The sequence below is a fragment of the Winogradskyella helgolandensis genome, from assembly GCF_013404085.1.
GTDB classification, from domain to species: domain Bacteria; phylum Bacteroidota; class Bacteroidia; order Flavobacteriales; family Flavobacteriaceae; genus Winogradskyella; species Winogradskyella helgolandensis.
In genome coordinates this window covers 567,865-580,568 of the sequence record NZ_JABFHO010000001.1, presented here as the reverse complement: position 1 = coordinate 580,568, position 12,704 = coordinate 567,865, and the positions used below count along the sequence as shown (strand labels likewise).

The 12,704-nt window shown below is 33.2% G+C and carries 11 protein-coding genes; 8 read left to right on the top strand and 3 right to left on the bottom strand.

Annotation, left to right across the window (positions count from 1 at the left end):
* Nucleotides 1-26: 26 nt before the first annotated feature.
* The 7 genes from pheS (at nucleotide 27) to HM992_RS02250 (ending at nucleotide 8,466) form a co-directional block, all read left to right on the top strand.
* Nucleotides 27-1,046, top strand: a complete 1,020-nt coding sequence (pheS, locus tag HM992_RS02280) for a phenylalanine--tRNA ligase subunit alpha (protein ID WP_178986610.1) — start codon at nucleotides 27-29, stop codon at nucleotides 1,044-1,046.
* 170 nt (nucleotides 1,047-1,216) lie between these two features.
* Nucleotides 1,217-1,720, top strand: a complete 504-nt coding sequence (locus tag HM992_RS02275; RefSeq protein WP_178986611.1) for a GbsR/MarR family transcriptional regulator — start codon at nucleotides 1,217-1,219, stop codon at nucleotides 1,718-1,720.
* 13 nt (nucleotides 1,721-1,733) lie between these two features.
* Entirely contained in the window at nucleotides 1,734-2,864 is a 1,131-nt protein-coding gene (locus HM992_RS02270; RefSeq protein ID WP_179318550.1) for an efflux RND transporter periplasmic adaptor subunit, read from the top strand.
* A 21-nt stretch (nucleotides 2,865-2,885) separates the two neighbouring features.
* Entirely contained in the window at nucleotides 2,886-6,023 is a 3,138-nt protein-coding gene (locus HM992_RS02265; protein WP_178986613.1) for an efflux RND transporter permease subunit, read from the top strand.
* Between the two features lie 5 nt (nucleotides 6,024-6,028).
* The gene (locus HM992_RS02260) at nucleotides 6,029-7,447 is read left to right on the top strand and encodes an efflux transporter outer membrane subunit (RefSeq protein ID WP_179318548.1); all 1,419 of its coding nucleotides are present in this window, start codon (nucleotides 6,029-6,031) and stop codon (nucleotides 7,445-7,447) included.
* A gap of 12 nt (nucleotides 7,448-7,459) precedes the next feature.
* Nucleotides 7,460-8,053, top strand: a complete 594-nt coding sequence (locus HM992_RS02255; RefSeq protein WP_178986615.1) for a TetR/AcrR family transcriptional regulator — start codon at nucleotides 7,460-7,462, stop codon at nucleotides 8,051-8,053.
* Between the two features lie 17 nt (nucleotides 8,054-8,070).
* The gene (locus HM992_RS02250) at nucleotides 8,071-8,466 is read left to right on the top strand and encodes a hypothetical protein (RefSeq protein WP_179318546.1); all 396 of its coding nucleotides are present in this window, start codon (nucleotides 8,071-8,073) and stop codon (nucleotides 8,464-8,466) included.
* 49 nt (nucleotides 8,467-8,515) lie between these two features.
* Here the strand turns inward: HM992_RS02250 and HM992_RS02245 are convergent, their stop codons facing one another.
* Nucleotides 8,516-9,517, bottom strand: a complete 1,002-nt coding sequence (locus HM992_RS02245) for an NAD(P)H-dependent glycerol-3-phosphate dehydrogenase (RefSeq protein WP_178986617.1) — start codon at nucleotides 9,515-9,517, stop codon at nucleotides 8,516-8,518.
* Nucleotides 9,518-9,729: 212 nt separating this feature from the next.
* On the opposite strand from HM992_RS02245, the gene HM992_RS02240 reads away from it, so the two are divergent.
* Nucleotides 9,730-10,695: a nicotinic acid mononucleotide adenyltransferase gene (locus HM992_RS02240; RefSeq protein WP_179318545.1), complete on the top strand. Its 966-nt coding sequence runs from the start codon at nucleotides 9,730-9,732 to the stop codon at nucleotides 10,693-10,695.
* Nucleotides 10,696-10,776: 81 nt separating this feature from the next.
* Here HM992_RS02240 and HM992_RS02235 read toward each other — a convergent pair whose 3' ends face one another.
* Both HM992_RS02235 and HM992_RS02230 read right to left on the bottom strand, forming a co-directional pair.
* The gene (locus HM992_RS02235) at nucleotides 10,777-11,382 is read right to left on the bottom strand and encodes a hypothetical protein (protein WP_179318543.1); all 606 of its coding nucleotides are present in this window, start codon (nucleotides 11,380-11,382) and stop codon (nucleotides 10,777-10,779) included.
* A gap of 7 nt (nucleotides 11,383-11,389) precedes the next feature.
* Nucleotides 11,390-12,691: a TlpA family protein disulfide reductase gene (locus tag HM992_RS02230; protein WP_179318541.1), complete on the bottom strand. Its 1,302-nt coding sequence runs from the start codon at nucleotides 12,689-12,691 to the stop codon at nucleotides 11,390-11,392.
* Between the last annotated feature and the right edge of the window lie 13 nt (nucleotides 12,692-12,704).

Here is a 12,704-nt window from a genome sequence, read left to right as displayed (position 1 = left end):
AAATTTGCCACCTACTTTTAGAAACCATGATAGACAAGATAAAAGAACTTATAGCAGAAGCGGAAGCTTTTAAAGCACAGTCAAAAGAGGAAGTTGAAGCCTTTAGAATAAAATATTTAGGTTCTAAAGGACACTTAAGAGCGTTTTATGGCGAATTAAAAAATGTAGCAAACGATCAGAAACGTGAATTCGGACAAATCATAAATGAGCTTAAAAACACAGCTGAAGCTAAAGTTAATCACTTAAAAGAAGCTTTAGAAAGTCAGGAAGAAGACAAAGGGATTTACGGAGATTTATCGCGTCCGGGAGAACCCATTGCTATTGGTGCGCGTCATCCTATTTCTATTGTGAAGAATGAAATTATTGATATCTTTTCGCGTATTGGTTTTAATGTGAGTGAAGGACCAGAAATTGAAGACGATTGGCATAATTTCACAGCATTAAATTTACCAGAATATCATCCGGCAAGAGATATGCAGGACACCTTCTTCATTCAAACGGATCCAGATATTTTATTACGGACACATACCAGTTCGGTACAAGTGCGATATATGGAAAATAATCAGCCTCCAATTCGTACAATTTCACCAGGTCGTGTATATAGAAATGAAGCAATTTCGGCGCGTTCACATTGTTTTTTCCATCAAGTAGAAGGATTATACATTGATAAAGATGTGAGTTTTGCAGATTTAAAACAAACACTTCAGTACTTCACAACAGAAATGTTTGGAAAATCTAAGATTAGATTGCGTCCATCATACTTTCCATTTACAGAACCAAGTGCTGAGGTTGATGTATATTGGGGTTTAGAAACTGAAACAGATTATAAAATCACCAAAGGAACAGGCTGGTTAGAAATTATGGGCTGTGGTATGGTAGATCCTAATGTATTAGAAAATTGTGGTATAGATTCAAAAATATATTCAGGTTTCGCTTTCGGAATGGGCATAGACAGAATAGCTATGTTACTCAACCAGATTAGTGATATTAGATTGTTAAGTGAAAATGATGTACGGTTTTTAGAGCAGTTTAAATCTGCTTTATAAACTTCAAAAAAATATACTCTAAAGCCGACTATTCATAGTCGGCTTTTTTATTTAACAGCATTTTAACTTCGTTTAGTTCGGTTTGTTCCGAACCAATTATATATATTTGCCAAGAATTTTACTGTACATGATATTTTCATAATCAAAATCAGTAATAAAAAAGTTTAACAATGAAAGAGAATGTCTGCAAAGAAAAAATGGCCTTAGTTGAAAAACTAGGTGTGCATTTAGAAAAAAGAGAGCATTTGGCACCTGTTGCAGCACGTATTCTGTCTTATATCATACTTACAGGTAAACAAGGAACCACTTTTGAAGATATGGTAAAGATATTATGCGCTAGTAAAAGCACCATTTCAACACACCTTAATCATTTACAAGATTTAAACAAGATTGTGTATTTCACTAAAACAGGAGATCGTAAAAAATATTTCATTATCAATAAGGATATGATCGTTCAGCATATCGATAATGTGATTAATGAATGGCAAGAAGTTAAAGTGTTGCATTCAGAAATTAAAAATTATAAAGAGAAAATCAATAACCACAAAATCGAAAATGAAGATGAAAAGTTCGAATTAAGTTTCCATAATGATTACATCCAATTTTTAGATGAAGCAAGTGCATCAATAGAAGTATTAAGAAAAAAATTAATAGACAACCAATTCCATATTTAAAGTAAGATTACAAATGAAAAACAATAGATTAAATTATATAGCAGCCCTAAGTGTATTCTTGGTCATTGTAAGTTGCGGTAACAGCGAACAAAATCAATCTGCAGCAGCGCCACCTCCAGCTCCGTTTCCTGTAACACAAATACAACAAAAAACGGTGACAGGTTACACCGATTACCCAGCAACTATTGAAGGTATTGTAAATAGTGATGTACGCGCCAAAACATCTGGTTATATTGAAAAAGTATATGTAGACGAAGGAGAAAAAGTACGAAAAGGACAAATGCTTTTCAAACTAGAAACGCAGTCTTTAAGTCAAGATGCTGGTGCAGCACAAGCTCGTATTAATGTCGCGCAAGTAGAAGTTGATAAATTGATTCCACTTGTAGAAAAGAACATTATTAGCGCAGTACAACTAGAAACTGCAAAAGCCAATTTAGCACAAGCAAAAGCGAATTATAGTGGAGTTACGGCAAATATTGGTTACGCGACGATTAAAAGCCCAATAGATGGTTATGTTGGTTCTATTAACTTTAGAGAAGGTGCTTTAATTAGTCCTAGTGATGCAACACCGCTAACTACCGTAAGTGAAATTGACCAAGTCTATGCTTTTTTTAGTTTCAACGAAGCACAATACATTAATCATTTACAAAATGCCGAAGGTAAAACGAAAGCCGAACGTATTAAGAATTCACCAGATTTAAGCCTGATTTTGGCTAATGGGACAGAGTATTCTGAAAAAGGCCGTATTCAAACTAGTACTGGTCAAATCAATCAGAATACAGGAACTATTAAAATTAGAGCGGCTTTTGATAATCCGAATGAGATTTTAACCAACGGAAATAGTGGTAAAATAAGATTTCCTATAGAATATAAAGACGCTATTGTTGTACCACAATCCGCTACGTTTGAACAACAAGGTAATGTGATGATTTTTAAACTTGTTGAAGGTAATAAAGTAGAAACTTCTATAATTAAAATTCAAGGAACCGTAGATAATTTATATGTTGTAGAATCGGGTTTAGATACCAATGATAAAATTGTAATATCTGGTGTTGGGAAACTTAGAAATGGAACGGTAATCGCACCACAAGACACAACCTTTGAAGAGGCCATTAAGCCAATTACCCCTTTATTCAGAAATTAAATAACACCAAACATTTTAATTATGTTAAAAACATTTATTGAAAGACCAGTACTTTCAACAGTAATCTCTATCATTATAGTTTTACTAGGAGCTATTAGTATTGGTACTTTACCTATAGAGGAATATCCAGATATTGCGCCACCTACAATTAAAGTATCCGCAACTTATACAGGTGCTAATGCAGAAACCGTTTTAGAGAGTGTTATTATTCCTATAGAAGAGCAAATTAATGGAGTAGAAGGAATGACATATATTACCTCTACGGCATCAAATACCGGAACGGCAGAAATTACAGTCTATTTTGATCAAGATATGGATGCAGATATTGCAGCTGTAAATGTGCAAAATCGTGTAGCACGAGCAACTCCATTACTACCACAAGAGGTAACGCAAACTGGTGTCACCACACAAAAACAAGAAACAAGTGCATTAATGTTTGTTTCGATGTATTCTGAAAGTGAGAATTATGATGCGACATTTATTCAGAATTATTTAAAAATTAACGTTATTCCTGCCATGCAACGTATAAGTGGTGTTGGTGATGTTAGTGTATTTTCACAACAAGATTATGCCATGCGTATTTGGTTAAAACCAGATAAATTAGCAGCTTATAATCTAATTCCTTCAGATATTTCAGCGGCTCTAGCAGAACAAAACTTAGAAGCGGCAGCAGGGTCTTTAGGTCAAAATAGTGGTGAATCATTTTCATATACGTTAACCTATAGTGGTCGTTTTAAAGACGAAGCACAATACAGTGATATTGTAATTAAAGCTTTAGGAAATGGTGAGTTTTTGCGCTTAAAAGATGTGGCTACTATTGAATTAGATGCACAATCTTATGCGGCTAACGCCATGAGTTTAGGTCACCCAGCGGTTTTTATGGGGATTTTTCAAACGAAAGGTTCTAATGCACAAGAAATTATTGAAGGTATTAAAACGACTTTAGATGCGGTAGAAAATGATTTACCGGAAGGCTTAGGTATTTTTGTACCTTATGATACGAGTTTATTCTTAAACGCATCTATAGAAAAAGTAATTCACACTTTATTAGAAGCTTTTCTATTAGTATTCTTAGTGGTGTTTATTTTCTTGCAAGATTTCCGTTCAACATTAATTCCAGCGATTGCTGTACCTGTTTCTATTATTGGTACGTTCTTTTTCTTGAATGTTTTTGGGTATTCCATTAATTTGTTGACGCTATTTGCATTAGTTCTTGCTATTGGTATTGTGGTCGATGATGCCATTGTAGTTGTGGAAGCCGTCCATGCTAAAATGGATGAAGGTGAAAAAGATCCAAAGAAGGCAACGTTAACGGCCATGAATGAAATTTCTGGAGCAATTATTTCAATTACATTAGTCATGGCTGCTGTATTTATTCCAGTAACTTTTGTAACTGGTCCAACAGGTGTATTCTACGAGCAGTTTGGAGTCACTTTAATTATTGCGATTTTAATTTCTGCTGTAAATGCCTTAACATTAAGTCCGGCTTTATGTGCACTATTATTAAAGTCACACAACGATGATGAAGAACTTAAAGGAAAAAGCCCATTAAAGCGTTTTTACGCACTTTTTAATCGTGGATTTAATGCTACAATAAACAAATACGGAAATTCACTTCAATTCTTATACAAGAAAAAATTCATATCGGTAGTCTTACTAATGATAGCCGTTGTTGGTATTTATTGGGCAGCAAACAACACACCTACAGGTTTTGTTCCTAATGAAGATAGAGGTATTATTTTCGCCAATATTGAATTACCAGCTGGTGCATCTTTAGATAGAACAGATGCCGTAGCCAGAAACCTATACTCTAAAATAGAAGGTATGGAAGGTGTTATTGGTGTAAATGTTATTAAAGGTAGAAGTTTAATTAACGGTTCTGGTTCCAACTATGGTATGGGAATTATTAAGTTAGAGGATTGGGGTGATCGTGAAGATCCATCATTGTCAGCACAAGCTATTACAGGAAAATTATTTGGTATTGCTGCAGGAATTCCAGAGGCTAAAATTATTTTCTTCTCACCACCTAGTATACGTGGATTTGGTAACTCAGCAGGATTTGAAGTGAACTTATTAGATAAATTTGGAGGTGAATTCACCGATTTAGATCAAGCTAATAAAGATTTCACAATGGCTTTAATGAGTCATCCTGAAATTAAGTACGCACAGTCGTCTTTTAATACGAGCTATCCACAATATGAGATGGAAGTTAATGTGCCTTTAGCAAAAGAAAAAGGGGTCGATATATCGAGTATTTTTTCAACATTACAAGGCTATATAGGTGGCATATATGCATCCGATTTTTCTAAATTCGGAAAACAATTTAGAGTATATATTCAGGCATTACCTGAGGACAGAGCAGATGTTAGTGCTTTAAATAGCATGTATGTAAGAACAAATACTGGCGAAATGACGCCAATTACACAGTTTGTAAACTTAGAAAGAGTTTATGGACCACAATCGGTAACGCGTTTCAATTTATTAAATTCAACAAGTATAACCGGTGCAACTAACGAAGGGTTTAGTACAGGTGATGCTATTAGAGTTATAGAAGAAGAGGTTGCCAAATTACCAAGTAATTATACGGTTGCTTATTCTGGTTTAACTCGTGAAGAGGTTAGTGCAGGAAACCAAACGACGTTTATTTTTATCTTAAGTATTCTGTTTGTGTATTTCTTATTAAGTGCACAATATGAAAGTTATTTATTACCATTCGCTGTAATTCTATCATTACCATTTGGAGTCTTTGGCGCTTATATAACCACGAATCTTTTAGGATTAGAGAATAATATTTATTTCCAGATTTCCTTAATTATGCTTATTGGTTTATTAGCTAAAAATGCCATACTTATTGTAGAAATCGCACTACAGAGACGACGATCGGGCGAGGATATTGTTGATGCAGCTATCACTGGTGCAAAAGTACGTTTACGTCCAATTTTAATGACGTCATTTGCTTTTATATTAGGATTAATGCCATTAGTACTAGCTAAAGGTGTTGGGTCTGAAGGAAACCGATCTATAGGGTCTGGAGCCGTTGGAGGCTTGTTAATCGGAACTATTTTAGGTGTTTTCGTCATTCCTATCCTATTTATATTATTTCAGTGGTTACAAGAAAAAATTTCAAGTAAACCAGCAGTACAAACTATTGAAGATTAAGAACTATGACATCAATTATAAAACATAGAAATTTTAGTAAAGGAGCACTATTGCTAATTGTTGCAATCACATTACAAAGTTGCTTTGTAGCACAAGATTATGTAAGACCAGAATTAGACTCAGAAACGGAAGCACTTTACAGAACAGATAATTTGCCAACGGACAGTGTGTCTATGGCAGATGTATCTTGGAAATATTTATTTACAGATCAATATCTTCAACAATATATTGAAGAAGGTCTTCAAAATAATATGGATGTGCGCATCGCATTGCAACAAATGTTAGCTGCTGAAGCTTATGCAAAACAAGGTAAGTCTGGATATTTACCAACGGCAAGTATTGGTGCCAATGCAACACACCAAGAATTGTCAGAGAATAGTCAGTTTGGTGCATTGTTTAGTGGAGGTATAGATACTTATGATATTACGGCAAACTTAGCTTGGGAAGCCGACATATGGGGGAAAATAAGAAGTAATAAACGAGCAACACAAGCAGGTTATTTACAAAGTGTAGCAGGACATCAGCTGATAAAAACGCAGCTTGTGTCTAGCATTGCCAACACGTATTACAACTTACTAGCTTTAGATGCACAGTTGGAAGTCACTAAACAGACCATTGCCACTAGAGAAAGTGGTGTAACAACTATTAAAGCATTAAAAGAAGCTGGCCAAGTAACACAGGTTGCAGTAGATCAAAATATCGCGCAATATAATAGTGCAAGAGCTTTACAAGTTGATATTGAAACCGCTATTTTTAAAACTGAAAACACCTTAAGTATTCTATTAGGTAAATCGGCACAACATTTTGAAAGAAGCAGTTTAGATATTCAAAAAATTGATGAAGATATAAAACTAGGTTTACCAGCCACATTGCTTAGTAATAGACCAGATGTTATGGCTGCTGAGTATGGTTTAATTGAATCTTTTGAGTTAACCAATGTTGCGAATAGTAGCTTTTATCCGTCTTTAACATTAAGTGCTTCAGGAGGCTTGCAAAGTTTAGAGTTAGATAAATTATTTAATGCTAATTCTTTATTTGCGACGGTAATTGGTGGCTTAACACAACCCATTTTAAATAACAGAAAACTAAAAACTCAAAAAGAAGTTGCACTTGCAAATCAAGAAGCTTCACTTTTAAATTTTAAGAAAACCTTATTGGTTGCAGGTAATGAAGTGTCTAATGCGTTGTATTCTTATGAAGCGGAGATGAAGAAATTCGAATTTAGAAAAAATGAAGTCGAAGCGTTGCGTACTGCTGAAGCCAACTCGGAAGAATTACTTAAAAATGGTTACGCTAACTATTTAGATTTATTAACCGCAAGACAAAGTGCCTTGAGTGCAGAGCTTAATATCATAGATAGCCAATTACAACAATTAGTGTCTATCGTAGATTTATATGAAGCTCTTGGAGGTGGTTGGAAATAAAATAATGTAAACATGATTACTAAAGCTACATTGTTAAAATGCTCTATAGAACAGTTTACCCAATACGGGAGTAAGCATGTGACATTAGATGATTTAGCTAGAGAGCTCGGCATATCAAAAAAAACAATTTATTCATTTTTTAAAAATAAAGAAGACTTAGTATCCAGTAGTGTCGAAAGTATTATAAATGAATATAAAGAAGATATCGATAGGATTATTATCAGCAATGCTAATGATCCTGTTTTGAGTGTTATGTTAATTTACAAAAGAGGGTTTCAGTATTTACAGTACTTTAAACCCTCTTTTATTTTTGGAATAGAAAAATATTATCCAAAAGCCAATAAGCTTTATAATGATTTTATTGAAGCGTTAGCAAATAGCATTGTATTAGACTTATTAAAAAAAGGTAAAGCACTAGGTGCTATAGAAAAAGATATTAATCTAGAATTGGTAGTGAAACTCTATTTTTATAGAGTAGACCATTTAATATTTAAAGAGAATAATTTATTTGAATCCCATTCAGAATCTGAACTCTTTAAGCACTTAGTCACTAATAATCTTAGAGGTATAATTGCTAAGGATTATTCTAATTCATATTTTGAATAGTTTACTATTTTTGCACTATGAAAAAAGATATTAGAATTCCAGAAGTAAATGATGTACACGTTGCTGTAGTACAAGAACAACATATAGAATATAAAACTCTAGATTGGAACGCTTATATTATTAACAATAGTGATAATGATTTAGAAACGGTCCTTATCGTTTCTAGAGGGTATAATGAAAAGAAATTAACACCATTAATGCGACACACCATCGCAAAATTACCAGCAAGAAGTTACGCTAAGATTGAATACCTACAAGAAAAAGTTTTAGAGCTTAATAACGAATTTAAAATCACATTTTTTGAAGGCAATAAAATGTTTGATAAAACCTACTTATTCAGAACGAATACGATTAACGAAAAGGCTTTACAAACTGTTCCTTTGATGCAGTTGAAAGGGGTTTTGGTAAAATAGCTCTTAGCCTTTTGCTTTTGGCTAACAGCTAAAGGCAAATAGCCAAAAGCTAATCCAACTTATCAACTAATTTTTGAAACACTTTTTTAGCATCTTTTCCTTCATATAAAATATCGTAAACGGCATTTATTATAGGAAGCTGCGTTTTTTTCTTGTTCTTTTTATTTAATTCAAAAGCACTTTTTGTGGCGTAATAACCTTCTGCAACCATATTCATTTCCATTTGTGCAGATTTTACGGTGTAGCCTTTACCAATCATATTTCCAAACATGCGGTTTCTAGAAAATACAGAATAACCCGTTACTAATAAATCACCCAAATAAGCCGAGTTATTAATATTACGTTTCATCTTATGCATCTTTTTAATGAAGCGTTTCATTTCTCTGATAGAGTTACTCATCAAGACACTCTGAAAATTATCGCCATAGCCTAAACCGTGAGCCATTCCGGCGGCGATAGCATAAATATTTTTCAGCATTACAGCGTATTCTATACCAATAACATCATCACTTGTTTTGGTTTTAATGTAATCGCTCGATAAATTATTGGCGATGGCTTGTGCCTTTTTTTTATCATCGCAAGCAATGGTTAAATAGGATAACCGTTCTAAAGCAACTTCTTCTGCATGGCAAGGACCAGCAATCACAGCAATGTTTTCAAACGGAATATTATATTCATCATGAAAGTGCTCACCAACCAATTTCCCTGTTTCTGGCATAATACCTTTTACAGCAGATACTATGGTTTTCTTGCTAATGTCTGTGGTGAGTTTCTCTAATTCACCATGGATAAAAGCAGATGGAATCACAAAAATAAGCACATCTGCCCAATCTGCTATGTCGTTAATATCGTTACTCAGTTTTAATTGTTCAGTTTTGAATTCAACAGAACTTAAATAACTAGGGTTATGTTGTTCTTTTAAGATGTGTTCTTTAGCGTAAACGCTTCGCATATACCAACCCACTTCCTCTAAGTTTTCGCAAAGCATTTTTACAATGGCTGTAGCCCAACTTCCTGCTCCAAAAACGGCATATTTTGTTGTATCACTCATAGAGATTAAATCAGTTTTGTATATCAAAGTTACGGAAAATTTATAGAATTATTCGAGCTAAAACCATGTTAACACTTCGTTGTTTAAAGACTTTATAGATGTGGAAATAACTAGAACAAATGTGGTTTTGGAAGCAATCAAAATAGCTTCAGAATATTTTTTGGCACAGGTTTTGAAACTCTCATAAGTAATAACCATAAAACCGTCGAATTATGAAGACTATAAAACTACTATTAGGATTTGCATTTATGGCAACAGTGTTTACATCATGTTATGTAGAGGACGCTTATTATATAGACGAACCAGAAATTTCATTACATCAGTTATTGAAATCTTACGATTTATGGTATGTTGATATTAATTCGACACAAGGCTATGGGGAAACACCATTTTTACAAATTGCATTTACGGTGTCGTTTAATAATGGTCGTTTGTATGCTAATAATAATTTGGTTGGCTTTGGGAGTCAAGGTAATGGTTATGGTGTTCAAATTGGGAATTATGATGCCTACGATATGATATTGGATGTCGACCATATTATTGATGGTTATGATAGCTTTGATGTGTACCAAGTAGATAATAATACCATTGAATTATATAATCCTTTTAATGATACTTCATATTTTTTAGAGGGTTACCAAAAATCTAACTTTGACTATGATTTTATTTTCTATGATAATATTCATTATTTCTTACAAGAATATGAAGCTTGGGAAAAAACATATACCAGTAATTATGGAGCGCTAAATGATTTTGATAATGAGAATTATTTACAGTTTTTATCTGGTGGAAACGATGCTACATTTAGAAGTTCTCAAGATCAAAACGTCCATAACACAAATAATATTTATTGGGATTTTATAGGTGATTATGGAGTGGGAGATGTCTCTGGAAATAGGTACTTAAAAACATTAACATTAGATTATGATTTCTTCGACAATGAATACTTCGAATTGAGCGTTATTAATGATAGTACGGTAGAGCTGTTTCATGCAAATTCTGGAACATTATATGAATTTAGAGGCAATGGATACATTCAGTATTATAGAAGTACCGATACTGAAGGCAAGTCCACAACAGACGTCGATAGATTTAAAAAACGTAAACAAAATACAAAGAAAGTAGAAAATAAAAGATCAAACACTCGAAACACTTTAGAATCAGTTTCGATGATATAAAAGAAATGAAACTAAATTTGGTTGGTTATTTAGTTTCAAAACGCTCAGTTAAAACACTTGTTTTTGCTGGGCGTTTTCTTTTTAATAAGACGTGTTGTCATCCGAATTATTTTTCCATTTAATAAGTCGAGATATCACACTGTCGTCTGTGCCGTATCTTCTAAAAGAACCCGTTAGATCATCGGCGAATAGGTTCAGAATTCTATCACTTATTTTATCAATAAATAAGAAGTTACTTAAGTCTTTAATAATGGTAAATGGTGTTAATAGAAAACCTTTAATCGACCACCAACCTGCAAGTAAAGTAATTATAATAGCATTAAATTTGGCTTCTTTACCGCAGTTTTTGCAAAGAATTTGTTCATTTCTAGACGTGCTAGTTACAATTAAAAATGATTTTACGGTGTGTGTTTCAAAACCATAAAGTTTACTTTTTTCAGAACATTTTGGACACTGTTGATTTTGAATTTTTCGAATAAGATTTTGACGCTCTAAACCATTGAAAGATTTAGTTTCTGCATCAACCCAATTAATAAGGCTTGGATTTAAATGTCGTCTTGTAATTTCGTCCTTTAAGACATTAAGGATCTCTTTTCTTAAACCTTTAGATTCGTTTCTTGCGATATTTTCAATTTTCGCATCAGTAAAACGTTTGTAGTTTTCTCTTACTTCTTCAATACTGTACATGTAAATTTTATAAGCCCTTCAATAAAACTTCCAATTCCTCAAAACCATAAGGCTTAGCGATAATTGTTTTTGAAGCATCTAAAATAAAATACATTGGAGTAGCTGAAATACCATAGGTTTGTACAATTGGGTTATCCCATTTTTCCAAACCGATTTGATGAATAAAATCAGGATAGTTTTCTTTTTCTTTTTCCCATTTTCTTGCATTATCTTCTAACCCATAAGCAACCACTTTTAGATTGGGTTTGCTTACTACCATGTCTTTTACTTTTGGCAACTCGCTTAAGCAATGACTACAACCACTACTCCAAAAGATTAGCAAGTAGTTTTCTGCGTTATTTAATTGATGTAAGCTTGTTGTTTTGTTACCTATGGTGATTTCAAAATCTGGTGCCTTAGACCCAATAGAGGTGTTTTTAAAAGAAATAACCATATCTTCTAAAACTTTATTGTTAGTAGATTTGGCTAATTCTAACAAATAACGGTCTGTAATATAATTGGCAAGATTATTATTTTCTAATGCTACAAAACGCTGCCAAAGCATTTCTAAAAGACTCGTTTTAATACTTAAATCGTCATTATTAATAGCTGCGGCAACATCATCAATATGCTGTTTATAGGTGGCTTCACTAGGATCTGCAACCATGTTGAAAACATACGCTGTAACTCGATCTATTAAATATGAAGAACTCTGTAGCAGATAATCTCCAAAATCAACCTGACTTAAATAATGCTGCTTAAGGTTTTGCGAATAAGTGCTAATGCCTTCATATTGTGTTGGAATATAAGGTCTATTTGCTTTAATAAAATTGAAAACCAATTTGTCTTTCGCTAATTCTTCGTAAGCCATTTGTGTATCTCTTAACGTTTTGAAAATAGCAGTAAAACCTTTTTCGTCATTATTGTCTTTAGAGTAATAATTACTAATGGTTTGGTTGACCATTTCTATACTTTTTAAGTAAGATGTCCAAAGTTTATTTTCTTCAGACTGAGTGAATTCTACACCTTTGTCATTGCTAAAATTAAAAGCAACGGTTTCTTTGCCATCATATATAAAATCGAAATTATTCTCTTCTGGCGGAATCGCATATACTATTTTATAAATACCTGGTGTTACAGTTGAGTCTAATTGAATTTCAAAATTACCAATGCTATCTAATTGTCCTCTATTAATGTAATTGGCACTTTCTGGTGTTGCTTGATATAGAAATGCATAGGTGAAATCTTCAGCTGGTGAAAAGGTGCCTGATACACTTTGAGCAAAAGTAATTAGTGGTAATACGATTAATAAGACTATGATTTTTTTCATTTGTATATACTGT